Genomic DNA, 24,796 nt, shown 5'->3' with positions numbered 1-24,796 from the left:
GCAATCAGGCGAATGGCGTCAGCAGGGTGATCATCTGGCCAAAGATCTTCGGGCTGGCGGCGATGACGTCGCCCTTGTACAGGTAGTCCGATTCGCCGGAAAATTCACCGACGATGCCGCCCGATTCCGTGATCATCAGGGCGCCTGCGGCGATATCCCAAGGCTTCAAGCCTTTTTCGTAGAAGCCGTCCAGGCGGCCGCAAGCGACGTAGGCCAGGTCCAGCGCGGCCGAGCCGGCGCGGCGCACGCCCTGGCTGCGTTCGCCCATGATCGCGTACATCTTCAGGTATTCGTCCAGCGCGCGGGCGCTGCCGGCCACGTAGCCGGTGCCCAGCAGGGCGTTCGAGATACGGTCCAGCTTGGTGACGCGGATGCGTTTTTCGTTCAGGTAGGCGCCGGCGCCCTTGGTGGCCGTGAACAGGTCGTTGCGGACCGGATCGTAGATGACGGCTTGCGTGACGACGCCGCGATGCGCGAGGGCGATCGAGATGCAGTATTGCGGGAAACCGTGGATGAAGTTGGTGGTGCCATCGATCGGGTCGATGATCCACTGATATTCATTCTCGTCGTGCGAGTTGGCGGAAGCTCCCGATTCCTCAGCCAGGAACGCGTGGTCCGGGTAGGCTTTGGACAGCACCTCGATGATGGCTTGTTCGGCCGCCTGGTCGACGTCGGTGACGAAATCGTTATGTTGTTTTTCCGTGACGACGACGCGGTCGAGGTCAAAAGAGGCGCGATTGATGACGGCGGCGCCGCGGCGGGCGGCTTTGATCGCCGTGTTGAGCATTGGGTGCATGTGAGCTTCCGTTAAAAGCACGCGACCGCCCAGCGTCGCCTTTCGGCGCCGGTACGATAGAGTGCAAGAATGAATTAAAGAGCGGAGCGGTGCCGAAGTGGTTAAAATCCCGGCCTGGAGTCAGCGTTTTGTGACTCCGTTTCCCGAAATTTCCTGTATCGATACCGCGCAATAGCGCTATTTTAAATGAATCTGCCCGAAATCAACACGTCTCTTTTCAAACGCCTGCGATTTATTCTTGTCGAAACTAGTCGATCCGGCAACATTGGCGCCGTCGCGCGGGCCATGAAAACGATGGGTTTTTCCGATCTGGTGCTGGTCAATCCCCGCTTTCCCGATGCCTTGACGGATGCGGAAGCGGTGGCTTTCGCCAGCGGCGCGCAGGATATTCTGTCCGGCGCGCGCATCGTCGGCTCCATCGCCGAGGCGCTCGAAGGCTGCAATTACGCGGCGGCCGTCTCGGCCCGGCTGCGCGAATTTTCGCCGCCCGTCACGGCACCGCGCGCCATCGCCGCGCAGCTGGCGGCCAGCGAGGACTTGCACGCGGCCGTCATCTTCGGCAACGAACGCTTCGGCTTGCCCAACGAGATCGTCGAGCAGTGCAATGTGCTGATCAACATTCCCGCCAATCCCGAGTATTCCTCGCTGAACCTGTCGCAGGCGGCGCAGGTCGTCGCCTACGAATGCCGCGTGGCGGCCCTCGGCGACGGGCAAATCGCCAGTCCCGTCGGTTTCCACGGCGACGCGGCCAGCCTGGCGCAGGTCGACGGCATGTACGCGCACCTGGAACAGGCGCTGGTGGCCATCGATTTCCTCGACGCCGACAACCCGAAAAAACTCATGCCAAGGCTGAAACGCCTGTTTTCGCGCACGGGGCTGGAAACGGAAGAAGTCAATATCCTGCGCGGTATCGCGCGGCATATCCTGGCGGTGGCGAAAAAAGGCCCATGATAGAAACCCGGCTGCTGCGCCAGTTCATTGCCGTCGCCGAGGAACTCAATTTCCGCCGCGCGGCCGAACGGCTGCACATGGCGCAGCCGCCGTTGTCGCAGGCGATATTGCGGCTGGAAGAAGCGCTCGGCTATCCCGTATTCGAGCGCACCAACCGCAAGGTCAGCCTGACGCCGGCCGGCACGGCTTTCCTGGCCACGGCCCGCCAGGTGCTGGCCAGCCTGGAAGAGGGCGTGGCCGCCACGCGCCGCGTGGCGCAGGGCATCGAGGGCCACTTGCGCCTCAGTTTCATCCACATCACCCCGTATGCCCACGTATTGACGGCATTGCGCGCGTTTCGCGCCGCCTCGCCCGCCGTGCAATTCACCTTGCGCGAAGCGTCGACGCAGCAGCAGGTCGAGTGGCTGGAACGGGGCGAGGTCGATGTCGCCCTGCTGCGCGCGCCGGGGCGCAGCACGCCGGGACTGCGCCTCGAGCGCCTGTCCGGCGAAGACATCGTCGTGGCGCTGCCGTTGAACCACCGCTGTGCGGGCCAGGCGCGGGTGGACCTGGCGGACCTGGCCGCTGACGATTTCGTCGCCTCGCCGCGCGAGCTGGGCCAGGGTTTCCACGACCAGCTGGCCAGCCTGTGCCTGCATGCGGGCTTCGTGCCGCAGGTGGCGCAGCAGGCGCGCCGTTTGCAGACGGTGCTGGGACTGGTGGCGGCCGGTTTTGGTGCGGCCCTGCTGCCGGCCAGCTTGGCGGCGTCCATGCCGGCGGGCGTCGTCATGCTGCCGCTGGCAAGCAGCGCGCCCGCGCCGCTGCGCCAGCTCGACCTGTACATGGCGTGGGACCCGCAGCGCACATCCCCCGTGCGCGAGCGGTTGCTGGCGCAATTGCGGCACTTTTCCCCGCATTGAGACTCTGAACGTCTCGTTTCAAGATAAATAAGATATTTTACAGATGGTCATCGCGGGGCCAGCATGGCGTTTTGATTGTCAGGAACTGCCATGTCCACCATGTCCTCGCGCACTGCGCTGCCGTCCGCCGCGCTGCCACTCTCCATTTATCTGCTTTCCCTGTGCAGCTTCGCCTTCGGCTTGTGCGAATTCATCGCCGCCGGCCTGTTGACGCCCATGGCGCGCGACTTGCACGCCAGCGTGGCGGCGGCCGGCGGCGCCATCGCCGCATATGCGCTGGGGGCTGCCATCGGCGCGCCCGTGCTGACGGCCCTGCTGGCGCGCCGGCCCGTGCGCCAGGTGCTGGTGGCCACCATGCTCGTGCTGGCGGCCGGCAGCGTGGCCATGGCGGCCGCGCCGGCGCTGGGCGCGCTGCTGGGGGTGCGCTTTGCCGTCGGCCTCGCGCATGGCGTGTTCATGGCCATCGCCTCGCATGCGGCCACCAGCCTGGTCGACCCGTCGCGCGCGGGCCGGGCGCTGTCCATCGTTTGGCTGGGCCTGACCCTGGCGCTGGCGGGCGGCGTGCCGCTGGGGACGTGGCTGGGCGCCGTCGCGTCGTGGCGCTGGGTATTTGCAGTGATCGGCGTGCTGGCTCTGTGCGGCGGCGCGGGCTTGCGCCTGGCCATGCCGGCCGCGCGCCAGCAGGCCGCGGCCGTATCGGCCCTGGCCAGCCTGCGCGCCATCCTGCAACCGCCCATGCTGCTGGCGGCCGGCGTGGCGGCGCTGGTCAGCGTGGCCACCTTCAGTTTTTTCACGTATGTCTCGCCCTTCTTGCTGCAGCTGGGCGGACTCGATGCGGGCTGGCTGGGCGCCGCCATGCTGTGCTTTGGCGCGTGCGCCATCGGCGGCAACCTGCTGGGCGGCTGGTGCGCGGACCGCCCCCACGCGCTGCGCGCCACCATGCTGGCCCTGGCCGCGCTGGCGCTCAATCTGCTGGCCTTTTATCTGCTGCGCGCCCATCCCCTGGCCATGCTGGCCCTGTGCGGCACTTTGGGCTTGCTGTTCTTTGCCCTCGTCACTCTGTCGACCATGGGTTTGCTGCGCCTGGCGCGGCGGCATTGCCCGGGCAGCGACGCCGTGGCGGCGGGCTTGAATATCGCCGCCTTCAATGCGGGCACGGCGCTTGGTGGCGCGCTGGGCGGTGCGCTGATCGTTGCCTTCGGCTTGCCCAGCATCGCCATCGGCGGCGCGCTGGCGGCGCTGCTGGCCATGCTGCTGCTGTGGTTTCAGTCGCAAAAACTAGACTCTCCGCTCTAGTTTTTGCGTTCAAACGCCCACTGCCTTTGGCGTACACTGGCCTGCAAAAGGCGGTATAAAACAAGGGGAGACATGGCAATGCAACGCAGATCGTTTCTGAAACTGGGTGTGCTCGGCGCCTGCGCGCTGGCCGCCGGCGGCGCCGCGTACCGGCTGGTGCGCGGACCGGCGCCCCCTGGCCGCTTCGTGCTCGATGGCGCGGCGCGCGCGGCGCTGGCCGCCATCGTGCCGGCCATGCTGGGCAGCGCGCTGCCGCGGGAAACCCCCGCGCGGGCCGCGGCGCTCGATGGCGCCATCGCCGGCGTGGACACGGCCATCCGCGGCTTGCCGCTGGCGGCGCAGCAGGAAGTGCAGGATTTGTTCGGCCTGCTGGCGCTGGCGCCCGCGCGGCGCTTCGTCGCCGGCGTAAAAGATGGCTGGCGCGAAGCCGACCCCGCCCAGGTGGCGGCCTTCCTGCAGGCGTGGCGCACGCACCGCCTGGCCACCTTGCAGACGGCCTACCTGGCCCTGCACGACCTGATCCTCGGCGCCTGGTATGCCGATGCCGCCCACTGGGCCGCCATCGGCTATCCGGGACCGCTGCCCGAACTGAGCGCATAAGGCATCCATGAGCACATCCCCCATACCCGATCCCATCGCCATCGGCGTGGCCGGCGGCTGGAACGTCACCGACGCCAGCACCCTGAATGCCGACCGCACCCTGGAGGCGGATGTTGTCGTCATCGGCAGCGGCGCCGGCGGCGGCGTGACGGCGGAAATCCTCGCGCTGGCCGGCCTGAAGGTCTTGATCGTCGAAGAGGGCGGCTTGAAGTCTTCGCGCGACTTCAAGATGCGCGAAGCGGACGCCTATCCCGCGCTGTACCAGGAATCGGCCGCGCGCAAGACGCGCGACAAGGCCATCAACATTTTGCAGGGGCGCACCGTGGGCGGTTCGACGACCGTCAACTGGACGTCGAGCTTCCGCACGCCGCCCGGCACCCTCGATTACTGGCGCAAGCATTTTGGCTTGTCCGGCTATTCCGTGGACGCCATGGCGCCGTGGTTCGCCATGATGGAAAAACGCCTGCACGTGAGCGACTGGGCCGCGCCGCCGAATGAAAACAACGACTTGTTGCGGCGTGGCGCCGCGGCGCTGGGCATTCCCACGGCCGCCATCCGGCGCAATGTGAACGGCTGCTGGAACCTCGGCTACTGCGGCATGGGTTGCCCGACCAACGCCAAGCAATCGATGCTGGTGACGACGATCCCCTCGGCGCTGGCGCTGGGCGCGGGCCTGCTCGTGCACGCGCGCGCCGAGCGTTTCAGCTTCAAGGGCGAGCGCATCGACAGCCTGCAGGTGACGGCGCTCGATGCCGCCGGGCAGGCGCCCACGGGCGTGCGCCTCACCTTGCGCGCCAGGCACTTCGTGCTGGCCGGCGGCGCCATCAACTCTCCCGCGCTGCTGCTGCGTTCGCAGGCGCCCGATCCGCACGGCTTGCTGGGGCGGCGCACCTTCTTGCATCCGACGGTGATTTCGGCGGGTTTGTTCAAGCAGCGCGTCGACGCCTATGCGGGCGCGCCGCAGACGATTTATTCCGACCATTTCCTGCACACGGCGCCCATCGATGGCCCCATCGGCTACAAGCTCGAAGCGCCGCCCCTGCATCCGCTGCTGATGGCCACCACCATGGGCGGCTTCGGCGACGAGCATGCGCGCACCATGCGCGACTTCCCCCATGCGCACGCCTTGCTGGCGCTGCTGCGCGACGGCTTTCACCATGAAGCGGCGGGCGGCAGCGTATCGATCGACAGCTTCGGCGCGCCCGTGCTCGACTATCCGCTCACGCCCTTCATCTGGGATGGCGTGCGGCGCGCGCTGCTGTCGATGGCGGAAATCCAGTTCGCGGCCGGCGCGCGGAGCGTGTATCCCGTGCACGAGCTGGCCAGCCATTACACCAGCTGGGCGCAGGCGAAACAGGCCATCGGCGCCTTGCCGATGAAGGCACTGCTGGCGCGCGTGGTGTCGGCCCACGTGATGGGCGGCTGCGCCATGTCGGACGATGCGCGCCTGGGCGTGACGGGCGCCGACGGCCGTTACCACGGCGTGCGCAACCTGTCCGTGCACGACGGCTCGCTGTTTCCCACCTCGATAGGCGCCAATCCGCAATTGACGCTGTATGCGCTGGCCGCGCGCCTGGCCAGCGGCCTGGCGCGGGAGCTGACGGGCAAGCCGGCGCCCGTTCCCGTCGCAGGCACGGCATGATCGCGCGCATCCTCAGGTGGCTGATGCTGCTGCAAGTACTGGCCGTGCTGGCGGTGGCGTACCTGGCCATGCATGCCTGGGGCGTCGCGTCGCCGGTGCTGGCCCTGCTGCTGGCGGGCGCCATGCTGCTGGCCGTGCGCGCGCTGGTCGTGGCGCGCAATTTCCGGGAAAGCCGGCATCTTGGCAGCCCCGTGCCGGCGGAATATCAATTGGGTGCCGGGGGCGCCGCGCGGCTGTTCCTGGGCGAGCTGCGTGCCACCCTGTGGACGTCGTCGTGGGGCATGCTGCGTCCGCGTTTGCATGCTGCCGACACCGTCGCTGGCCAGGGCTTGCCGGTGCTGCTGATCCACGGCTATGTGTGCAACCGCGGCTACTGGGCGCAGCTGAGCCGGCAGCTGGCGCGGGCCGGCATCGCGCACGACGGCGTCGACCTGGAACCGATAGGCGCCGATATCGAGGAGTTCGTGCCGCAGGTCGAGCAAGCCATCGCGGCGCTGTGCGCCCGCACGGGCAGCGACCGCGCCATCATCGTCGCCCACAGCATGGGCGGCCTGGTGGCGCGCGCCTGGCTGCGCCATTACGGCGCGGCCCGCGTGGCGCGCATCATCACCATCGGCACGCCGCACCACGGCACGGCGCTGGCCAATGTGGCGGCGGGCGCCAATGCGCGCCAGATGAGCCGTATCCATGGCGCGCCCAGCGGCTGGCTGGCGCAGCTGGCCGCCAGCGAGACGCCGGAAACGCGCGCCCTGATCACCTCGATTTACTCGCACCACGATAATATTGTCGCGCCGCAATCTTCCGCGCATTTGCCCGGCGCGCGCAATCTTGCCTTCGGCGGCATCGGCCACGTGGCGCTGGCCAGCGATGCGCGCGTGCTGCGTCAGCTGTTGGAGGAAATTACTATCAAGACCGAAGTCGCCCAGCCCCCATCTTCCCCCCGTTTTGCCTGAATCCTGTTGTGTTTTATCTGCATGGCAAGACTGTCTCTTTTGACTCTGCTGTTGCCCGTGTTTAACAGCGTCACGGGCAGAAAATGCTGTTTTCCACTGGCGTACTGTATTAAGCTAACGTCAGAAGACCGCTGGCGGAAATTTGTTCCCGAGGCCGCTTGCGAAGCTCTGCAGGTACCCTGCGCACAGATATTTTTCTGGATGTATGGCAAGATGTTATAGGATTGTTATGTTAGCCGCGCATGCGGAAAGTTGAACGCAGGCGGAAAATGAGTCCATGCAGTTTTTATTGGGGGCGCTAATTGTCCGCACGTATCCTGATTATTGAAGATAACGCCACCAATATGGAATTGATGGTGTATTTGCTGCGTGCCTTCGGGTACACGCCGCTGGCAGCCTATGACGGCGAAGAGGGCGTGCGCATGGCGCGCAGCGAATTGCCGGACTTGATCATTTGCGACGTGCATTTGCCCAAGCTCGATGGCTACGGCGTGGTGGCGGAGCTGAAGAAAGACCCGCGGCTGCGCGCGATCCCGGCCCTGGCCGTGACGGCGCTGGCCATGGTGGGCGACCGCGAACGCCTGCTCGAGGCGGGCTTCAATGGCTACATCGGCAAGCCGATCGAGCCCGACCTTTTCGTCGCGGAGCTGGAGTCTTTTTTACCCGGGGCGCCGTCGACGCCAGTTAAAAACGACATAGCCACCATCCTGATCGTCGATGATCATGTGCTGAACCGCGAGTTCCTGACCGCGCTGCTGGGTTACGGCGGCCACCGCCTGCTGGAAGCGGCGAATGGCGCCGACGCGCTGGAAATCCTGCGCACCGAGCGGCCCGACCTGATCATTTCCGACATCCTCATGCCGAACATGGACGGCTACGAATTCGTCACGCGCGTGCATGCCGACCCCGCGCTGACCGACGTGCCCATCATCTTCTATACGGCCACCTACCGCGAGCAGGAAGCGATCCTGCTGGCGCAGGCGTGTGGCGTGCGCTGGGTGCTGCCCAAGCCGTCCGACCCCGAGGTCATCGTGCGCACCGTCAACGAGGCGCTGGGGCTGATGCCGGCGGCGGCACAGGTGCCGGCTGCGCCGGACGCCGGCGGCGCGGCGCTTCCCGCCGCGGGCAAGCTGGCGGGCATCGAGCACCAGGTCAGCGGCTATCTCGATGAACTCGAATCGAGCAGCCAGCAGATTTCGCAGCTGGCCAGCCAGCGCGAGGGCCAGGCCGCCATCCCCGAAGACCTGGGCGTCATGACGGAGCGCCTGTCGCGTTCGCTGTCGAGCCTGCAGGCGGTCAGCCTGCGCCTGACGGCCTTGATCGAGCTGGGCATCGAGCTGGGCGCCGAACGCGATCCGCGCGCCCTGATCGAGGCGGGCTGCAAGGTGGCGCAGAATATCTGCGTCTCGAAGTACGCCTGCATCGGCGTGCTGGAAGAGGGCGCCGAAAAGCTCAGCTATTTTTCCTCGTGCGGCGCCGAGAAAAACCTCGAGCGCATCGCCAGCGCGCCGCGCACGGGCATCCTGAACCGCTTGCTGGAGCAGCGCCAGCCCTACCGGGTCAATGGCTTGAAGGGCGACCCCGGCGCGCTGGGCTTGCCCGACACGCACCCGCCCGTGCACTCCTTCCTGGGCGTGGCCATCGCCTCGCGCGAACGCAGCCACGGCTGGCTGTACCTGGTCGACAAGCTGGGGGCGACTGAATTTTCCGAAGTCGACGAGCGGGTCGCCGCCACGGTGGCGGCGCAGATCGCCGTCGCCTACGACAACCTGCTGCTGTACGACGAGATCAAGCGCCATCACGAGCAGCTGACCCTGGACATGGCGGCGCGCATCCGCCTCGATGAAGACTTGCGCCGCTTCCGCCTGGCAATGGACGCCACGGCCGACGCGATTTTCCTCGTCGACCGCGCCGGCATGTGCTTCGTCGACGTCAACCAGACGGCTTGCCGCATGCTCGGTTTCGAGCGCGAGGATTTCCTGCGCGTGGGGCCTGGCCGCGCGCACGACGGCGAATCCCAGCTGGAAGAGCTGTACAACAAGCTGCTGGCCGGCGACCAGGGCGGGCCGATGACGGAATTGCAGTTGCAGCGCAAGGACGGCTCGCCGCTGTCGGTGGAAGTGCAGCGGCGCACCCTGCGCTCGGGGCAGAGCTGGATCCTGGTGGCTGTGGCGCGCGACATCACCGAACGCAAGGATGCCGAGCAGCGCCTGATGAAGCTGGCCCATTTCGACACCTTGACGGGCTTGCCGAACCGCAGCCAGTTCTACGTCTCGCTGACCCATTCCCTGGCCCAGGCGGCCGAACACCAGTGGGCCGTGGCCGTGCTGTTCATGGATATCGACCGTTTCAAGAATATCAACGACACCCTGGGCCACACCATCGGCGACGACCTGCTGCGCCAGTTTTCCAGCCGCCTGGTCGATTGCCTGCGCGTGCGCGATACCATCGGCCGCTTTGGCGGCGACGAATTTGCCACCATCCTGGTGCTGCCCGACGGCGCCCAGCATGCCGTGGGCGTGGTCCACAAGGTGCGCGAGGCGATGCGCAAGCCCTTCGACTTGCAGGGCCATGAAGTGACGGTAACGGTCAGCATCGGCATTTCCGTGTACCCCGACGATGGCGTCGATGCGGACACCTTGATTCAATATGCCGACACGGCCATGTACCGCGCCAAGGAGGCGGGCCGCGACGCCTTCCGCTTCTTCACGGCGGAAATGAATGCGCAGTCGATGGCGCGGCTGGACATGGAAAACGCCCTGCGGCGCGCCATCGACAACGAGGAATTCGTGCTGTTCTTCCAGCCCAAGGTGAATATCATCTCGGGGCGCATCAGCGGCGCCGAAGCGCTGATACGCTGGCGCCGTCCCGGCCACGGCATGGTCTCGCCGGCCCTGTTCATCCCCCTGCTGGAAGAAACGGGACTCATCGTGCGCGTCGGTAACTGGGTGCTCGACGAAGCGTGCAAGAAGATCAGCGAGTGGGGCGCCAGCAGCATCGGGCCCGTGCACCTGTCGGTGAACGTCTCGGGCATCCAGTTTTTCGTCGGCGGCCTGGAAGAGGAGGTGCTCAAGGCCATCCGCAAATACGAAATCGCGCCCGAACTGCTGGAGCTGGAACTGACGGAAAGCTCGCTGATGTCGAACGCCGAGGAAACCATCGCCGTGCTGCGCAACCTGAAGGCGTTGGGCATCCAGATTTCCATCGACGATTTCGGCACCGGCTATTCCAGCCTGGCCTACCTGAAGCGCTTTCCCATCGACAAGCTGAAGATCGACATCGCCTTCGTGCGCGAAGTCACCAGCAATCCGGACGACGCGGCCATCGTGCTGGCCATCATCAGCATGGCGCACAGCATGAAGCTGGAAGTGATCGCCGAAGGCGTGGAAAACGATGCGCAGCTGGCTTATTTGCGGCGCCATGGCTGCGACGAGATGCAGGGGTATTATTTCAGCCGCCCCGTGCCGCACGAGGAATTCGAGCAGATGTTGATGGGCGGCAAGTTGCTGCAGGCGCCTGAGGATGCCGCCGGCGAAGAGCAGCAAACTTTGCTGATCGTCGACGACGATGTGTTCATGCTCGACGTGCTCAGCGACTTCCTGGCGCAGGACGGCTACCGCATCCTCACGGCGCAGACGGCCGCCGAAGGCTTCGACATCCTGGCGCGCCACAAGGTGCAGGTGATCCTGTGCGACCAGTGCATGCCGCTCATGAGCGGCACCGAATTCATGGAACGGGTCAAGCACCTGTGTCCCGACACCTTCCGCATCATGCTGTCGGCCTTTGCCGACCTGACGCCCATTATGGCGGCCATCAACCGCGGCGCCGTCGACCGCTTCTACACGAAACCGTGGAAAGGCGCCGTGCTGCGCGAGAATATCCGCGAAGGCTTCCGCCTGCACAAGCTGCTGCATGGCCAGGTGAAGGCGGCGGCCTAGGCGCTGGCCACTGCGTGCGCTGGCGCACCTTCCGAGGCAGCTTTCTATCGGATTAGACTCCCGTCTCTAGTTTTGCTCACTAGAATAAAAAGTATCCATGAAGTGGCATGGCCTTTCATATGACGGGAGCTGGCGATGGTGAAGAAATTGAAGGAATTGGCGGAAGACAAGGAATTGGCGAACGCCGTGCGCTCGTCCGCGCAGCAGATCTGGCAAGCGGGTCTGGGCGCCTTCGCCAAGGCGCAGGAAGAGGGTGGACGCGTGTTTTCCCGGCTGGTGAAGGAAGGCACGGAATTCCAGAAGCGCGCCGAAGACAAGGTTTCCGGCGTCAGCGACAGTGTCAGCAAGCTGGCCGATGGCGTGGGCAAGCAGGCCAGCGGCTCCTGGGACAAGCTGGAACAGGTGTTTGAAGAGCGTGTCGCGCGTGCGCTGGCCACCATCGGCGTGCCCACGCAACAGGATATTTCCGCACTGCATGCGCAGATCGAGGCCTTGAGCCGGCAAGTGGCGGCGCTGTCGGCCCAGGCCGCGCCTGCGCCCAAGCCGAAGGCCGCGGCCAAGCCCGCCGTGAAGGCGGCGCCGAAAGTTGCACTGAAAACCGCGCCGAAAGCGATCGTCGTCAAGGCCCCGGCCAAGCCGGCAGCCCGGAGCGCGCCGCGGGCCGCGGCCAAGCCGGCCAGCAAAGCGGCAGGCAAGCCGGCAAGCAAGCCGGCGAGCAAGCCGGCGGCGAGACCGGCGGCGAAGAAAAAAGCGCCGGCCGCCTGAGCCGGTGCCGCATCCCTCCAGCCTGCGCGAGCAGGCTTTTTCTTGCCCGGGCTTTTCGCCGGCGCCCGGGGGCGGAGTGTTTCATTACAGCTATCTTAGGTGGTATGCTTGAGGCAGAACACAGAGAGATTGCCCGCCATGCTACAAAAAGCACCACGCCGTACCCGCGAACGCATCCTGGAGTTGTCGCTGCGCCTGTTCAATGAGTTTGGTGAGCCGAATATCACGACGACCGTGATTGCGGAAGAGATGAACATTTCGCCCGGCAACCTGTATTACCACTTCCGTAACAAGGACGACATCGTCAATTCCATCTTCGTCCAGTTCGAGGCGGAAATCGAACGCATCCTGACCGTGCCCGACGGGCGCCGCTCGAATATCGAGGATGTCTGGCTGTATTTGCACCTGATGTTCGAACTGATCTGGCGCTACCGCTTCTTCTATCGCGACCTCAACGATTTGCTGTCGCGCAACCGCAAGCTGGAATTGCACTTCAAGCTGATCCTGGCGCACAAGATCAAGGTGGCCACGCAGCTGTGCGAAGACTTGCGCAGCGAACAGTCGCTGGAAGCGTCGGACATGGAAGTGGCCGCGATGGCGACGAATATGGTGGTCGTTGCCACCTACTGGCTGTCGTACGAATATGTGCGCAACCCGCGCAAGTACAGCGAGCAGCAATCGATGTCCGATGCGCTGGCGCGCGGCTGTTACCAGGTGCTGTCCCTGATCGGGCCGTATTTGCGCAATGAAACGCATTTGCTGTTTCGCAAACTGTCGGAAGAGTATGTGACCAAACTCAAGAACGACTGACGCGACTGCTGGCGCCACGTCGTCATTTACAGGAGAGATATATGGCTTGGAAACAATTTCCTTATCCGGACGAAGCATATGTCTACACCCCGCAAACCCTGGAAGCGGCCTGGGCGCGCCTGCATGCGGGCGATGTGGAACCCTTTCCCACGCACCCGGCGCTGGTGCAGGCGTGGCTGGCCTTCCATGCGGGCGACTTCGAGCGGGCCGTGAAACTGGGCCTGGCTGTCGGCGTGCCCGGCTATGCGGTGGCGCACAAGGCGACTTGCATCTATGCCACGCACCTGGAAGTGGATGACAGCCGGAAACTCGACATGTACGAGGAAGTGGCGGAGCGCTGCGAACGCCAGCAGAGCGAGCAGCCGGACAACCCGGCCGGCTACTACTGGCACGCCTACAGCCTGGGCCGCTATGCGCTGGGCACGTCCGTCGTCAAGGCCCTGGCGCAGGGCATGGGCGCGCGCGTGCGCAATAGCCTGGACCGCACGATGACGGTGGCGCCCATGCATGCGGAAGCGCATATCGCGTTTGGGATTTATCATACGGAAATTATCGACAAGGTCGGCGCCATGATAGGCGGCCTGACCTACGGCGCCAACAAGGAAGATGGCTACCAGCACTTCAAGACGGCGCTGGCCCTGACGCCGTATTCGGCGCTGGCGCACAGCGAATATGCGCGCGCCTTGAATATGCTGGACGGAAAGAAAAAGCTGGCGGAAGCGCTGGCCCTGTATGAAAAGGCGGCCGAGTGCGTGGCACTGGACGCCAAGGAGCGCCTCGAGGTCGAGGCGGCGATCGATGAATTGAAAGGGTAGGGAATACTGTGATCAAGGCTTTATGTGTGTATTGCGGCGCCAACGCGGGCGTCTCGCCGGACTATGCCGTGGCGGCGCGCGAACTGGCGCGCGTGCTGGTGGCGGAAAATATCTCGCTCGTGTATGGCGGCGGCAAGGTGGGACTGATGGGCGTGATCGCCGATGAAGTGCTGCGCCTGGGCGGCGAGGTGACGGGCGTGATTCCCACCCAGCTGGTCGAGCGCGAAGTGGGGCACACGGGCTTGACGCGGCAGTTCATCGTGAAGGACATGCACGAGCGCAAGGCGATGATGGCCAGCCTGTCCGACGCCTTCATTGCCATGCCCGGCGGCTATGGCACCCTGGAAGAGCTGTTCGAGATGCTCACCTGGGCCCAGCTGGGCTTGCACGCCAAGCCCATCGGCTTGCTCAATGTCGACCGTTTTTATGACGGCTTGATCGCTTTCGTACAAAACGGCAAGGAGCAGGGCTTCATCCGCCCGCAGCACGCGGCGTTCCTGAACGCCGACGCCGATCCTGCGGCCCTGGTGCAGCGGTTGAAGGATAGTGCGCCGTAAATCTTCTTTGTGAAGTCTCATCCAGAGCCATGCATTGTGAAATGCATGGCTTTTTTATTTCTGTGCGGGAAAATTGATCAAGATCAATTAATTAATTAATATAAATATAGCCAGAATATTTCTCTAATAGCATGTTTTTTTGAAAATGAAGATGCTTTTTATGCATGAATGTGTTCTACTGCAATTGTTCAAAAGACAGGCATGTCGGACACCCAGCGAGGCGCCTCCCGTTTCCCGCTACGACGCCTAGATATTGCAAGTTGCCACAACCTCGCTACTTCATCATCTTGAAAGGATACTATTGTGAAACCAATGACTCTCTTGCGCGCGACTGCCGTCGCCGCCATTCTCGCCGCCGGCGGCGCCCATGCACAAACTACCATCATCGGATTTGATGCGCTGGAGCAACCCGGCATTCTCGGCTCCGTCTTCGATTCCTATTCCGAAGGCGGCTACGATTTCGACAGCAGCTTCCTGGGCCTGTTGAGTTCCGCACATCAAAGCAACTTTGCCTATGCCGGCTCGGCCGGTCTTGGCGCCACCGTGCTGACGACGACCACCTTGAGCCGTACCGATGGCGCCGCTTTCTCGCTGAGCTCGATCCGTCTGGCTGACTTCGTGAGCTTGCCTGGCCCCTACGACGTGACGTTCTTCGGCCATCAGGTGGGCGGCGGCACGGTGACCCAGACCTTCAGCCTCGATGGCAGCCACAACTTCAGCGATTACACGTTCACGGGTTTCAACAACCTGCTGTCGGCAACGTGGCAGGAGGGCGCCTTGCACACCTTCCAGGTCGATAATATCGCCGCCAGCGTGAGCGCCGTGCCGGAACCGGCCACCTACGGCATGATGCTGGGCGGACTGGGCTTGCTGGCCTTCCTGCGCCGCCGCAAGAACGCCGCCTGAGCTTGAGCACGCTGCCGGTCCCGCCGGCACATGCGTCATGAGCCGCCCGTCTTGCCGGGCGGCTACTCTGACCCACACCAACAATGCCGCCCAATGGATGTCCGGGGCGGCATTGTTGTTATGTGGATGTCATGACCACAGGCGCTGGCCGGACAGGTCGAGCTGGGTCAGGTACAGGCGCACGTCGAATTCGTACTGGTGGTATTGCGGTTCCATATACGTGCACAGCTTGTAGAACGCCTTGTCATGCTGCTTTTCCTTCACGTGCGCCAGTTCGTGCACGGCGATCATGCGCAGGAATTCCAGCGGCACTTCCTTGAACATGGTGGCCACGCGGATTTCATGCTTGGCCTTGAGCTTGCCACCTTGCACGCGCGAGATCGAGGTATGCAAGCCCAGCGCGTGCTGGATCACATGGATCTTGCTGTCGAACGCCACCTTGTTGATGGGCTCGGCATTGCGCAGGAACTCATTCTTCAAGTCCTGCACATACTGGTATAAAGCCTTGTCGTTGCGTACATCGTGCGCGTTCGGATAGCGTTTCAACAGGACGTCGCCCAGCTTGTCTTGCGCGATCAGTTGCTGCACTTGCGCTTGCGTTTGTTCGGAATAGGCGCTCAGGTATTTCAGGGATGGCTGCATGCGGGGAAGGGCGGGGCGTGGCGCGGAGGTGTCGGTAAGGCGAGAATGTACCATACCGCCGCCCCCCGCGCTGCGCCAGCCCTTGCGCGGGGCTACCCGGGCTGCCAGGGCCGCCCCTGCCTACCTGCCTGCATCAGGCCGCGCGCCGCAGGGGCCGCCCGGCCTGCCCCGCTCAGCCCGCTCCGCCTGCTCCGCCCTTGTCGTCTTCGTCCTTGCCGCCTTGCCGGCCGGGGCGGCCCTGCTCGGTGCCGCCGCTGCGCGCGGCCGTGCCGCTGCGGTTTTCATTGGCGCGCTGGGCCGATTGCCGGCTTTCGCCGCCCTTGCGGCCGATTTCCGCCATGTGTTCGCGGTTGCGGCTGACGGCTTCGCCGCCTTTTTGCCCGGCCCGGCGCGCTTCTTCCGAGTCGAATTCATGCGCCGTGCCCTTTTGATGGGCTGCCTGGCCGCCCTTGCTGGCGATTTCGCGTTGCTGTTCCTCGTTCATGGCGGCGAAACCGCGCTTGCTCGGGCCTTTGCCGCTGCCCGATTCGCCGGCTTTCTGGCTGCTGCCAGCGCCTTTGCCCTGTTCATTACCTTGATTGCTAGCCATGTCGCTCTCCTTGCTGTCGAGTGGGGTCAAGTGGTCAATTCAAGTGCTCAATGCGCCTGATCGGATGGCCTGCCGGTATCGCGGCTGCGGCCGGCGCCATTGCTGGGGGCCGTGGCGTGCATCTTTTCGATCATTTCACGCTGGCGCTGCGTGGCTTTTTCCGTTTCCTCGGCCGTCTTGCGCACCACTTCGTCAGCGAAGGCTACGGCCGTGCGCCTCGCTTCGGGCAGGTGGTTCTCTGCCGTGCGGTTCATTTCGACATTGGCGTTGGCGACGAGGTTGCCGAGCTGCTGCTGGTACTGCTGCAGCTTGTTGCTGCTCGGCTGCAACTGGGCCGCGGCCAGCGACATGAACTCGCCCGTGTCGCGCGCGCACAGCAGTTGCTGGCTGGCGCTGCTCCATTCCTGCAGCAAGTCTTGCGCCAGCCGCAGATGCAGCTCGCTCAGTTGCTGCGCCGTATCGACCAGCTTGCGCGATAGTTCCGTGGCGAAATTGCACTGGGCCTCCAGGTGGGACTTCAGGGCGGGGCTGAAACTGGGGGAAATACTGTTTGTGAACATGTTCTACCTCAATGAAAAACGGATCCAGGAAACACCCGGTGCACCGGATGCGGCGTATGGTGAAACAAGCAAAGGGATAGACGCCGGATGGCGTGCCAGGTTCCACGCCAGCTGCCTGTTTGGCGGGGGAATGGCGCCTGGCAGGCGGAAAAATGCGATGACTTTGTGTTAGATCAAATGAACGTGAATCGGCTTGCCGCTGCCGGCAGCCATGCTGCTTGTGTGGAAAATGCGGGTTGACTGGCCCGGCCGTGCGACAATAGCCGGCTCGCGGCAGCGCAGCCGATGGCCGGCGCGCGTGGCTGAGCCGAGCATAGCCCACTTTTTTTGCTTTATTCCGCGACCATGACGCATCCCGAATACATCCTGACCCTGTCCTGCCTGGACCAGCGCGGCATCGTGCACCGCGTGTCCGGCTTCCTGGCCGAACGCGGCTGCAACATCCTCGATTCCGCCCAGTTCGGCGACCAGGAATCCCAGCTGTTCTTCATGCGCGTGCATTTCGCGCTGGAAGACGGCGCCGTCAGCGACGCCCAGTTGCGCAGCGACTTCGCCGATCTGTCGCAAGCCATGCAGTTGAACGGCCCCTTCCACGGCCAGCTGCACGATGCGCGCGTCAAGCCGCGCGTCATGCTGATGGTGTCGAAGATCGGGCATTGCCTGAACGATTTGCTGTTCCGCTACAAGAGCGGCTTGCTGAACGTGGAAATTCCCGCCATCGTGTCGAACCACATGGAGTTCTACCAGCTGGCGGCCAGCTACAATATTCCGTTCCACCACTTGCCGCTGGCCACCGGCGCGCCGGAAGCGGCCAAGCTGGCGCAGGAAGCGAAGATCATCGACTTGATGGACACGCACAAGATCGACCTGGTGGTGCTGGCGCGCTACATGCAGATCCTGTCGCCCGGCCTGTGCCAGGCGCTCGACGGCCGCGCCATCAATATCCACCATTCCTTCCTGCCCAGCTTCAAGGGCGCCAAGCCGTATGCGCAGGCGCATCACCGCGGCGTCAAGCTGATCGGCGCGACGGCCCATTTCGTCACGGGCGACCTGGATGAAGGCCCGATCATCGAGCAGGACGTCGAGCGCGTCGACCATGCGATGGATGCGGAAACCCTGACGGCCATCGGCCGCGACGTCGAGTGCGTGGTGCTGGCGCGCGCCGTGAAATGGTTCGTCGAGCACCGCATCCTGAAAAATGGCGACAAGACCGTGGTTTTCCGCTGATACCGACTTCACAATTCACTTTACCGAGACAGAAACACGATGGCCCTCAAAGCAACAATTTTCAAAGCCGATCTGCAGATCGCCGACATGGACCGCAATTACTACCAGGATCACGCGCTGACCCTGGCGCGCCACCCGTCCGAAACGGACGAGCGCATGATGGTGCGCCTGCTGGCGTTCGCCATCCACGCCGACGAGGCGCTGACGTTTACCAAGGGCCTGTTCGACACGGAAGAGCCCGACCTGTGGCAGAAAGACTTGACGGGCGCCATCCAGCTGTGGATCGAAGTGGGCCAGCCGGACGAAAAGCGCATCCTGAAGGCGTGCGGCCGTTCGGAACAGGTCATCGTCTACAGCTATGGCGCAACCAGCCACATCTGGTGGAAGCAGATCGCGAACAAGCTGGAACGGGCGAAGAACTTGACCGTGATCAACTTGCCGTCGGAAGCGGCGCAAGACATGAGCAAGCTGGCGCAGCGCACGATGCAGCTGCAATGCACGATCCAGGATGGCCAGATCTGGCTGACGGACAGCGTCAACACGGTCCTGATCGACCGCGAACCGGTGAAGCCGGCCCGCTGATGTAGCCTGGCTGAAACGCAAAAAGCCCGGATCGCTCCGGGCTTTTGTCATTGCGGGGGCTTAATTCGGCGCCGCGCCCAGCCGCTTGATGCTGCTCGAACGCTGCATGCTGCGGCTGATGCGCGGGTCGCCGTAGTAGCTCACTTCGCCCGAGCCGCCGATGCTGATGGTCAAGTCATCCTTGGCCCACACTTGCGCCTCGCCCGAGCCGCCGATGCTCACCTGCACGTCGCGCGCGGCCAGCTTGCCCGCCTGGATATTGCCCGAGCCGCCGATCGAGGCCGTCAGTTGCTCCGTCTTGCCGCTGGCCTTGAAGTTGCCGCTGCCGCCGATGGCGATGGAAACCTGGCGGCTGTCGAGGTCGCGCGCGTGGATCGAGCCGGAGCCGCCCACGTCGAAGCGCAGATTCTCGGCGCGCAAGCCCGTGGCCGTGATGTTGCCCGAGCCGCCCACGCTGATGCGTTCCACCTGACGCGCCTGGATGACGATGTTCAGGCTGCTCTGGCGGAAGTTGGCGTTGCGCTTGGCGGGGCGGATGCGCAAGGTGCCGTTTTCCACCGCCGTCTCGATCAGCGGCAGGATATTGTCGTCGGCCTCGATGGTGATGCTGTCCGTGTTGCCGATACGCAATTCGACCGTGCCCGGCACGTTCAGCGCCACGGCATGGAAATTGCCGACTTCGCGCGTCTGCTTTTGCAGCTTGCCGCTGCCCTGGATGCTGTTGCCGGAAATCCAGTCGAGCGGCGAGGCCAGCGCCGGCACGGCCGGGAGGGCCAGCGCGCAGGCGGCCAGCAGCAGGACGGTGGCGGCGCGGGCATGGCGTGGGTGGAAAAGTGTCGGTGTCATTCTTGCTCCCTGTTTGGAATTGGTATACTTGCATGGTATGCCAGCCGGCCGCGCCTGCGTAGCGCGCTGCGACAGACTGCGCCAGCAGCGGCATGGAATGCAGGAGGATGCGACAGGATGGCATGAGGTATCATGCCGGTATTGGATATACGACGACCGGTACGCGCCGGTCACACTACTGGAATTACATGCTGATCATCACCATCAAACAGGGCAAGGAAAAGAGCTTGCTGGGCCAATCGTGGATTTACGCGTCCGCGATTGAAAAAGTCGAAGGCAAGCCGCAGGAAAAAATGAAGCCCGGCTCGACGGCCATCGTGCAAAGCTCGTCCAAGCAATTCATCGCCCGCGCCGCCTACAATTCGAAGTCGCAGATCCGCGCGCGCATCTGGAGCTTCAAGGAAGACGAACCGGTCGACCACGCGCTGATCAAGCGCCGCGTCAAGGCCGCCATCGAGAAAAAATTATCTGCCATCAAGAAGGCGGGCGAAAACCAGCTGTTGACCCTGATCAAGGGCGAAGACGAGGGCTTGCCCGGCCTGGTGGTGCAGCTGTTCGGCGGCGTGCAAGGCTATCTGATCTGCGAATTCAACGCGGGCGGCGTCGATGCGTGGAAAGTGGCCATTGTGCAATCGCTGATGGCGTCCACGGGGTGCGTCAACGTGTACGAGCGCTGCGACGACCTGATGCGCAAGGGCGAAGGCTTGCCCCTGATCGACGGCGCCCTGGCCGGCGAAGAGCCGCCCGATGAAGTCATGCTGACGGACAACGGCGTGCGTTATGCGCTGGACCTGAAGACGGGTCACAAGAGCAAGTTCCGCTGAGAACTGCTGCGTGACGTGAAAAAACCGGCGCTGGCCGGTTTTTTTCGTATGCGCGCCGGCAAAACGTTCAGGGCAAGGAGATGCAACGCCGCCATGGACGTTTTTCAGGCGCGCTACTCCAGCGGCACGCTGCGGTATTTATTGACTTCCAGGGCCGACACGGCCGGCGCGTCATTGCCCCACGAGGCGCGCAGGTACGTGACCACGGCCGCCACTTCCGCATCATCCATGACGGGGCCGAACGGCGGCATGCTGTAGGGGCGCGGGTTGCCTTTTGTTCCGGGCGCGAAGCCGCCGTTGAGCACGAGCCGGATGGCGTTGACGGCCGACTCCGTCGTCAGCGCGCGGTTGCCGGCCAGCGGCGGGTAGCCGGGCGGCACGCCCTTGCCGTCGGCCTGGTGGCAGCTTGCGCATTGCGCCTCATACAGTTTCGCGCCCAGCGCCAGTTGCTGCCGGGCTTGCTCAGAGGTGTCGCGCGGCGCCTGTTGCGCGGGCTGCGCGGGGCCGGGCAGGCTTTTCAGGTAGACGGCCATCGCTTGCACGTCGGCATTGCTCATGTGCTGCAAGCTTTGCCGCACCACTTCCGCCATGGGGCCGAAGACGGTGGCGCGTGGCGACACGCCCGTTTGCAGCAATTCCACGATATGCGCCGTGTCCCAGTCGCCCAGGCCCGCTTCCGCATCCGACGTCAGCGACGGCGCATACCAGCCCAGCACGGGGATCAGGCCGCCCGACAGGCCGTCGTCGCTGCCGCCCAGGGTCGTGCGGCTGCTATGGCAGGCGCTGCAGTGGCCCAGGCCCTGCACCAGGTAGGCGCCGCGGTTCCATTCCATGCTTTTGCCCGTCAGCGGCTGGTACACGCCCGGTTTGAAATACAGCGCGCGCCAGGCGGCCAGCGCGATCTGCTGGTTGTAGGGGAAGCGCAGCGCGTGCGGCTGGTTGGCTTGCCGGTGCGGCGGCACGCTCTGGAAATACGCGTACAGGGCGTCGCTATCCTCGCGCCGTACCTTGGTGTAGCTGGTGTAGGGAAAGGCCGGATACAGCAGCCGGCCATCCTTCGACTTGCCGTTGTGGATGGCGCGCCAGAAATCGTCGGCCGTCCAGCTGCCGATGCCTGTTTCCCTGTCGGCCGTGATGTTGGGCGAAAGCACCTTGCCGAACGGCGTCTGCAAGGCCCGGCCGCCCGCGTAGGGCACGCCGCCGCGCGTCGTGTGGCAAGCCATGCAGTCGCCCGCCTTGGCCAGGTAGGCGCCGCGCGCGACCAGCTGTTCCTGGCTCAGGGTGCTGGCGGTGGCCGGCGGTCCCACGTCGTCCGCCGGCCACAGCAGGAATTTGGCGCCGGCCGCGCCGATGGCGACGATGGCGGCCGCGAGCATCCATTTTTTCATGGCGCCACCTGCGCGCTGGAGCCGGGCACGCCGCCGCAATGCAGCGGCAGGGGCAGGGCGATGCTGGCGGCCGGACGCGCGTCGGCGCTGGCCACTTGCGTGCCGAGCCAAGCCGAGACGGCGCCCACGTCCGCGTCGGACAGGCGCTGCGCCACTTGCGCCATGCAGTCGGGCGCGTGGGCGCGGCGGATGCCGTTCTTCCACGCGCCCAGCTGGGCGTTGATATAGTCGCGCGGCAAGCCCAGTAAGCCGGGGATGGCGGGCGCCACGCCGGCCAGCTGCTGGCCGTGGCAGGCGATACAGGCGGGAATTTTTTTGCCGGCATCGCCATGCAGCACCAGCTGCTTGCCCCGCGCCAGGGCCGTCGTGCCGGCGCTGCTGGGCTGGGCAGGCGGCGGGGCAGGGTGCTGCGCCGCAAAATAGTCGGCAATCTCGCGCAGGTAATCGTCAGGCAAGTGTTCCACCATATAGTTCATCATCGGATACTGGCGCCGTCCCTCGCGAAAGTTCAGCAGCTGGTTGTACAGGTAGCCGGCCGGCTTGCCCGCGATGCGGGGAAAGAAGGCGTCGTGGCGTTCCTTTTGCGCATGACAGGCCGTGCACGCCTTGATGCGCTGTTCCAGGCTGTCGTGGCTGGCTGAAATGGCGGCGGGCGCGGCCAGCACCGTGCCGGGCAGTGCGACGGCCAGAGCCAGGGTCAGCACCGGCACGAGGGGGGAATGCAGTAGCATGGAGAGTTGCATGGAAAAGTAACCTGTCTCGTCGGTCGATTATGGCGTGCCGGTGTTGCTGCCCGGATGTTGTTACCCTAGCATATAACGGGTGCTGTCACTGTGACAGGATCAGTTGTGCAATAAAACTACGGATCAGTTTGAGGAGCAGGGTTGAAACGATATGAGGAATTGGCGGAAGAAGTCGCCGCCATGATCAGCACGCAGCTGTTGTTGCCTGGTGATAAGTTGCCTTCCGTGCGCCAGCAGCATGCGCGCAGGGGCGTGAGCCCGTCGACGGTGTTCCAGGCCTATTATTTGCTCGAAGCGCGCGGCATGATCGTCTCGCGGCCCCGCTCCGGCTACTACGTGGCGCCGCAGCGCGCCGCGCTGGCCCCCGAGCCGGACAGTTCCCGCCCGCTCGACGCCAGCACCACGGTCGATGTCAGCGACCTCGTGTTCGAAGTGCTGGGCGCCGTCGGTGCGCGCGATATCGTGCCCTTCGGCTCGGCGTTTCCCAGCCCGCATCTGTTCCCGATGGAACGGCTGGCGCGGGCCGTGTCGGCCAGCATGCGCCGCCTCGACCCGTGGAGCACGGTCACGGATTTATCACTGGGCAATGCCGAACTGCGCCGCCAGATCGCCCTGCGCTACCAGCTCGACGGGGTGCTTGTTTCCAGCGACGACATCGTCATCACGAATGGCGCGCTGGAAGCGCTGAACCTGTGCCTGCAAGCCGTCACGCGGCCCGGCGACACGGTGCTGATCGAGTCGCCCAGCTTCTATGCGTGTTTGCAGGCGCTGGAGCGGCTGGAACTCAAGGCAGTCGAGATCGCCACCAGTCCCCGCGACGGCGTCGATCTGGCGGCGCTCGAGGAATTGCTGCTGCGCCACCGGCCCAAGGCGTGCTGGCTGATGACGAATTTCCAGAATCCCCTGGGCAGCCTGATGTCGCCGGAAAAGAAGCGCGCGCTGGTCGAACTGCTGGCGCGCCATGGCGTGCCGCTGATCGAGGATGACGTGTATGGCGAGTTGTATTTCGGCAAGCAGCGCCCCGGCTTGACGAAAAGCCATGACAGCGCGGGTCTGGTGATGCATTGCAGTTCGTTTTCCAAGACTCTGGCGCCCGGCTTTCGCCTGGGCTGGGCCGTGGCGGGCCGCTACGCGCGCCAGGTCGAGCGCCTGAAGCTGACGACCAGCCTGTCTGCGCCCATCCCGCTGCAGATGGCGCTGGCCGATTACCTGGCGGCAGGCGGCTACGACCGCCATTTGCGCCAGCTGCGCCTGACCCTGGCGGCGCAGCAAAATACCATGCTGCAAGCCATCGCCGTGCATTTTCCGCCCGGCACGCGGGTCACGCGGCCGCAGGGCGGTTATTTCGTCTGGGTGGAGATGCCTGCCGGTATCGACGCGCTGGCCTTGCACCGCAGCGCGCTGGCGGCCGGCATCAGCATCGCGCCCGGCCCCATTTTTTCCGCCACGCGCGCGTTTCGCCACTGCATCCGCCTCAATTACGGCCACCCGTGGAACGCGCAACTGGAAGAAGCCATCGCCACCCTGGGGCGGCTGGCGCTGGCGGCGGCATAGCGGCGAAAAAAAAGTCCCTTGCGGCAGCAAGTGTTCCATTCCAAAAAGAAATATTACTGTTATATTGATGTATCTATAACTAATGATGGGAATCATAATGGATAACACGCAGCCGGAAGTGGGTCGTACGCAAGATACGACGATCGCCATTCTGTCCCACGTTGGCGGCCTGTTCACCAGCTGGGTGGCGCCGCTGATCATTTATTTGATCAAGAAAGATGATGCGGATAAATTCTCGGCCGAGAACGCCCGCGAAGCGCTGAATTTCCAGATCACCCTGATCATCTGGTATTTCGCCTGCTTCATCCTGTCGTTCGTGCTGATCGGCCTGTTCCTGTTCTGGATCGTGGCGCTGGCCAACCTGGTGTGCTCGATCGTCGCGGCCGTCAAGGCCAGCAATGGCGTCACTTACCGCTATCCCTTGACCTTGCGCCTCGTCAAATAGGGCTGTGCCGGCCGCCGGGTGTCAGCCCGGACGACCGGGCAGCGCGAGGAATGCGGCAAAGCCGGGCGCCACCGCGGTGGTGGCGCCTGTTTCGTGCGACCACAGCACGACCACGGGTTCGCCCGATGGCCCCGTTTGCGCATAATCAAAACAGTAGTAATCGCCCGTGCCGAACTGGGCGAAGGGCAGCAGGCTGCCGGCCTCGTCGCCTGTCCCCGCATTCTCCAGCCATTCCTGCCAGCCTTCGCGGTAATGGCGTGCTATCGATTCCCACGTCTTGCGCGCATTGGCCGCGTCGTAGACGGGAAACACGCTCAAGGCGCCCAGCGCGCGGCCATTGTTCTCCAATAACCATTGCACATGGGATGCGGGCAGCTGCCGCCCCAGCGCCTGTTCGGCGGCGGCGATCGCGTCAAGCGTGGTGCCGATGGACTTGCTCTTGCTCATGCTGCAGGAAGGCGCACCGGC

25 protein-coding genes are annotated in these 24,796 nt (G+C 64.4%); 17 read left to right on the top strand and 8 right to left on the bottom strand.

The features are described from left to right. Positions 1-4: 4 nt before the first annotated feature. Complete coding sequence (locus O3301_RS25850; protein ID WP_035826389.1) at positions 5-787, bottom strand: inositol monophosphatase family protein; 783 nt, start codon at positions 785-787, stop codon at positions 5-7. A 195-nt stretch (positions 788-982) separates the two neighbouring features. Between O3301_RS25850 and O3301_RS25845 the strand changes: the two genes are divergently transcribed. From O3301_RS25845 to O3301_RS25790, 12 genes are all read left to right on the top strand, one after another. Further along, positions 983-1,747, top strand: coding sequence for an RNA methyltransferase (locus tag O3301_RS25845; RefSeq protein ID WP_070254993.1), 765 nt, complete (start codon positions 983-985; stop codon positions 1,745-1,747). After that, positions 1,744-2,646, top strand: a complete 903-nt coding sequence (locus O3301_RS25840) for a LysR substrate-binding domain-containing protein (RefSeq protein WP_305057860.1) — start codon at positions 1,744-1,746, stop codon at positions 2,644-2,646. The genes O3301_RS25845 and O3301_RS25840 overlap by 4 nt, the downstream gene beginning before the upstream one ends. Before the next feature lie 90 nt (positions 2,647-2,736). Further along, positions 2,737-3,942 (top strand): MFS transporter, encoded by a 1,206-nt coding sequence (locus O3301_RS25835; protein ID WP_305057859.1) that lies wholly within the window; start codon positions 2,737-2,739, stop codon positions 3,940-3,942. A 72-nt stretch (positions 3,943-4,014) separates the two neighbouring features. Then, positions 4,015-4,542, top strand: a complete 528-nt coding sequence (locus O3301_RS25830) for a hypothetical protein (RefSeq protein WP_289919173.1) — start codon at positions 4,015-4,017, stop codon at positions 4,540-4,542. A gap of 7 nt (positions 4,543-4,549) precedes the next feature. Then, the gene (locus O3301_RS25825) at positions 4,550-6,184 is read left to right on the top strand and encodes a GMC family oxidoreductase (RefSeq protein ID WP_305057858.1); all 1,635 of its coding nucleotides are present in this window, start codon (positions 4,550-4,552) and stop codon (positions 6,182-6,184) included. Beyond that, positions 6,181-7,137, top strand: coding sequence for a triacylglycerol lipase (locus tag O3301_RS25820; protein ID WP_305057857.1), 957 nt, complete (start codon positions 6,181-6,183; stop codon positions 7,135-7,137). Before O3301_RS25825 ends, O3301_RS25820 begins: the two co-directional genes overlap by 4 nt. A gap of 302 nt (positions 7,138-7,439) precedes the next feature. Next, a complete protein-coding gene (locus tag O3301_RS25815; protein WP_305057856.1) occupies positions 7,440-11,075 on the top strand; it encodes an EAL domain-containing protein in 3,636 nt (1,211 codons plus the stop codon). A 135-nt stretch (positions 11,076-11,210) separates the two neighbouring features. Further along, positions 11,211-11,840: a phasin family protein gene (locus tag O3301_RS25810; RefSeq protein ID WP_289919176.1), complete on the top strand. Its 630-nt coding sequence runs from the start codon at positions 11,211-11,213 to the stop codon at positions 11,838-11,840. Positions 11,841-11,978: 138 nt separating this feature from the next. Beyond that, a complete protein-coding gene (locus O3301_RS25805) occupies positions 11,979-12,650 on the top strand; it encodes a TetR/AcrR family transcriptional regulator (RefSeq protein WP_034758777.1) in 672 nt (223 codons plus the stop codon). Positions 12,651-12,691: 41 nt separating this feature from the next. Next, positions 12,692-13,465 (top strand): hypothetical protein, encoded by a 774-nt coding sequence (locus tag O3301_RS25800; RefSeq protein ID WP_099664834.1) that lies wholly within the window; start codon positions 12,692-12,694, stop codon positions 13,463-13,465. An 11-nt stretch (positions 13,466-13,476) separates the two neighbouring features. Continuing rightward, positions 13,477-14,022: a TIGR00730 family Rossman fold protein gene (locus tag O3301_RS25795; RefSeq protein ID WP_180278808.1), complete on the top strand. Its 546-nt coding sequence runs from the start codon at positions 13,477-13,479 to the stop codon at positions 14,020-14,022. 312 nt (positions 14,023-14,334) lie between these two features. After that, complete coding sequence (locus O3301_RS25790; protein WP_305057951.1) at positions 14,335-14,928, top strand: PEP-CTERM sorting domain-containing protein; 594 nt, start codon at positions 14,335-14,337, stop codon at positions 14,926-14,928. A 129-nt stretch (positions 14,929-15,057) separates the two neighbouring features. On the opposite strand, the gene O3301_RS25785 is transcribed toward O3301_RS25790, so the two are convergent. The 3 genes from O3301_RS25785 to O3301_RS25775 all read right to left on the bottom strand — a co-directional run bounded on the left by O3301_RS25785 (position 15,058) and on the right by O3301_RS25775 (position 16,719). Further along, the gene (locus tag O3301_RS25785) at positions 15,058-15,570 is read right to left on the bottom strand and encodes a YgjP-like metallopeptidase domain-containing protein (RefSeq protein ID WP_034758768.1); all 513 of its coding nucleotides are present in this window, start codon (positions 15,568-15,570) and stop codon (positions 15,058-15,060) included. A gap of 172 nt (positions 15,571-15,742) precedes the next feature. Further along, a complete protein-coding gene (locus O3301_RS25780) occupies positions 15,743-16,159 on the bottom strand; it encodes a KGG domain-containing protein (protein WP_305057855.1) in 417 nt (138 codons plus the stop codon). 47 nt (positions 16,160-16,206) lie between these two features. Then, on the bottom strand, positions 16,207-16,719 hold the full coding sequence (locus O3301_RS25775) for a phasin family protein (RefSeq protein WP_289919178.1): 513 nt from the start codon (positions 16,717-16,719) through the stop codon (positions 16,207-16,209). A gap of 345 nt (positions 16,720-17,064) precedes the next feature. Between O3301_RS25775 and purU the strand changes: the two genes are divergently transcribed. Together purU and O3301_RS25765 are read left to right on the top strand one after the other, a co-directional pair. After that, on the top strand, positions 17,065-17,946 hold the full coding sequence (gene purU / locus O3301_RS25770) for a formyltetrahydrofolate deformylase (protein WP_077401742.1): 882 nt from the start codon (positions 17,065-17,067) through the stop codon (positions 17,944-17,946). A gap of 39 nt (positions 17,947-17,985) precedes the next feature. Beyond that, the gene (locus O3301_RS25765; RefSeq protein WP_070291303.1) at positions 17,986-18,528 is read left to right on the top strand and encodes a YaeQ family protein; all 543 of its coding nucleotides are present in this window, start codon (positions 17,986-17,988) and stop codon (positions 18,526-18,528) included. 60 nt (positions 18,529-18,588) lie between these two features. Here the strand turns inward: O3301_RS25765 and O3301_RS25760 are convergent, their stop codons facing one another. Beyond that, positions 18,589-19,374 carry a head GIN domain-containing protein gene (locus O3301_RS25760; protein WP_305057854.1) on the bottom strand — a complete coding sequence of 262 codons (786 nt, stop codon included), beginning with the start codon at positions 19,372-19,374 and terminating at the stop codon, positions 18,589-18,591. A gap of 188 nt (positions 19,375-19,562) precedes the next feature. Here O3301_RS25760 and O3301_RS25755 point away from each other — a divergent pair, with 188 nt between their 5' ends. After that, positions 19,563-20,198: an SAM-dependent methyltransferase gene (locus O3301_RS25755; protein WP_077409040.1), complete on the top strand. Its 636-nt coding sequence runs from the start codon at positions 19,563-19,565 to the stop codon at positions 20,196-20,198. 113 nt (positions 20,199-20,311) lie between these two features. On the opposite strand, the gene O3301_RS25750 is transcribed toward O3301_RS25755, so the two are convergent. Both O3301_RS25750 and O3301_RS25745 read right to left on the bottom strand, forming a co-directional pair. Then, complete coding sequence (locus O3301_RS25750) at positions 20,312-21,586, bottom strand: cytochrome c (protein ID WP_305057853.1); 1,275 nt, start codon at positions 21,584-21,586, stop codon at positions 20,312-20,314. Then, positions 21,583-22,317, bottom strand: a complete 735-nt coding sequence (locus O3301_RS25745; protein WP_305057852.1) for a c-type cytochrome — start codon at positions 22,315-22,317, stop codon at positions 21,583-21,585. The genes O3301_RS25750 and O3301_RS25745 overlap by 4 nt, the downstream gene beginning before the upstream one ends. Before the next feature lie 153 nt (positions 22,318-22,470). Between O3301_RS25745 and O3301_RS25740 the strand changes: the two genes are divergently transcribed. Together O3301_RS25740 and O3301_RS25735 are read left to right on the top strand one after the other, a co-directional pair. Then, entirely contained in the window at positions 22,471-23,883 is a 1,413-nt protein-coding gene (locus O3301_RS25740) for a PLP-dependent aminotransferase family protein (RefSeq protein WP_305057851.1), read from the top strand. Positions 23,884-23,980: 97 nt separating this feature from the next. Next, positions 23,981-24,328, top strand: coding sequence for a DUF4870 domain-containing protein (locus tag O3301_RS25735; protein WP_034786172.1), 348 nt, complete (start codon positions 23,981-23,983; stop codon positions 24,326-24,328). A gap of 21 nt (positions 24,329-24,349) precedes the next feature. Here the strand turns inward: O3301_RS25735 and O3301_RS25730 are convergent, their stop codons facing one another. Next, positions 24,350-24,775 (bottom strand): SMI1/KNR4 family protein, encoded by a 426-nt coding sequence (locus O3301_RS25730; protein ID WP_099664824.1) that lies wholly within the window; start codon positions 24,773-24,775, stop codon positions 24,350-24,352. Positions 24,776-24,796 lie beyond the last annotated feature (21 nt).

Source organism: Janthinobacterium sp. SUN211 (genome assembly GCF_030587315.1).
In the GTDB taxonomy this organism is placed as follows: Bacteria; Pseudomonadota; Gammaproteobacteria; order Burkholderiales; family Burkholderiaceae_D; genus Janthinobacterium; species Janthinobacterium kumbetense.
This window is presented reverse-complemented; position numbering and strand designations above follow the sequence as displayed.

What these genes read in the sequence shown, in the direction of transcription:
- O3301_RS25850 (WP_035826389.1), bottom strand. Translation starts at nt 787, where the DNA reads ATGCTCAACACGGCGATCAAAGCCGCCCGCCGCGGCGCCGCCGTCATC.
- O3301_RS25845 (WP_070254993.1), top strand. Translation starts at nt 983, where the DNA reads ATGAATCTGCCCGAAATCAACACGTCTCTTTTCAAACGCCTGCGATTT.
- O3301_RS25840 (WP_305057860.1), top strand. Translation starts at nt 1,744, where the DNA reads ATGATAGAAACCCGGCTGCTGCGCCAGTTCATTGCCGTCGCCGAGGAA.
- O3301_RS25835 (WP_305057859.1), top strand. Translation starts at nt 2,737, where the DNA reads ATGTCCACCATGTCCTCGCGCACTGCGCTGCCGTCCGCCGCGCTGCCA.
- O3301_RS25830 (WP_289919173.1), top strand. Translation starts at nt 4,015, where the DNA reads ATGGCAATGCAACGCAGATCGTTTCTGAAACTGGGTGTGCTCGGCGCC.
- O3301_RS25825 (WP_305057858.1), top strand. Translation starts at nt 4,550, where the DNA reads ATGAGCACATCCCCCATACCCGATCCCATCGCCATCGGCGTGGCCGGC.
- O3301_RS25820 (WP_305057857.1), top strand. Translation starts at nt 6,181, where the DNA reads ATGATCGCGCGCATCCTCAGGTGGCTGATGCTGCTGCAAGTACTGGCC.
- O3301_RS25810 (WP_289919176.1), top strand. Translation starts at nt 11,211, where the DNA reads ATGGTGAAGAAATTGAAGGAATTGGCGGAAGACAAGGAATTGGCGAAC.
- O3301_RS25805 (WP_034758777.1), top strand. Translation starts at nt 11,979, where the DNA reads ATGCTACAAAAAGCACCACGCCGTACCCGCGAACGCATCCTGGAGTTG.
- O3301_RS25800 (WP_099664834.1), top strand. Translation starts at nt 12,692, where the DNA reads ATGGCTTGGAAACAATTTCCTTATCCGGACGAAGCATATGTCTACACC.
- O3301_RS25790 (WP_305057951.1), top strand. Translation starts at nt 14,335, where the DNA reads ATGACTCTCTTGCGCGCGACTGCCGTCGCCGCCATTCTCGCCGCCGGC.
- O3301_RS25785 (WP_034758768.1), bottom strand. Translation starts at nt 15,570, where the DNA reads ATGCAGCCATCCCTGAAATACCTGAGCGCCTATTCCGAACAAACGCAA.
- O3301_RS25780 (WP_305057855.1), bottom strand. Translation starts at nt 16,159, where the DNA reads ATGGCTAGCAATCAAGGTAATGAACAGGGCAAAGGCGCTGGCAGCAGC.
- O3301_RS25775 (WP_289919178.1), bottom strand. Translation starts at nt 16,719, where the DNA reads ATGTTCACAAACAGTATTTCCCCCAGTTTCAGCCCCGCCCTGAAGTCC.
- purU (WP_077401742.1), top strand. Translation starts at nt 17,065, where the DNA reads ATGACGCATCCCGAATACATCCTGACCCTGTCCTGCCTGGACCAGCGC.
- O3301_RS25765 (WP_070291303.1), top strand. Translation starts at nt 17,986, where the DNA reads ATGGCCCTCAAAGCAACAATTTTCAAAGCCGATCTGCAGATCGCCGAC.
- O3301_RS25760 (WP_305057854.1), bottom strand. Translation starts at nt 19,374, where the DNA reads ATGACACCGACACTTTTCCACCCACGCCATGCCCGCGCCGCCACCGTC.
- O3301_RS25755 (WP_077409040.1), top strand. Translation starts at nt 19,563, where the DNA reads ATGCTGATCATCACCATCAAACAGGGCAAGGAAAAGAGCTTGCTGGGC.
- O3301_RS25750 (WP_305057853.1), bottom strand. Translation starts at nt 21,586, where the DNA reads ATGAAAAAATGGATGCTCGCGGCCGCCATCGTCGCCATCGGCGCGGCC.
- O3301_RS25745 (WP_305057852.1), bottom strand. Translation starts at nt 22,317, where the DNA reads ATGCTACTGCATTCCCCCCTCGTGCCGGTGCTGACCCTGGCTCTGGCC.
- O3301_RS25735 (WP_034786172.1), top strand. Translation starts at nt 23,981, where the DNA reads ATGGATAACACGCAGCCGGAAGTGGGTCGTACGCAAGATACGACGATC.
- O3301_RS25730 (WP_099664824.1), bottom strand. Translation starts at nt 24,775, where the DNA reads ATGAGCAAGAGCAAGTCCATCGGCACCACGCTTGACGCGATCGCCGCC.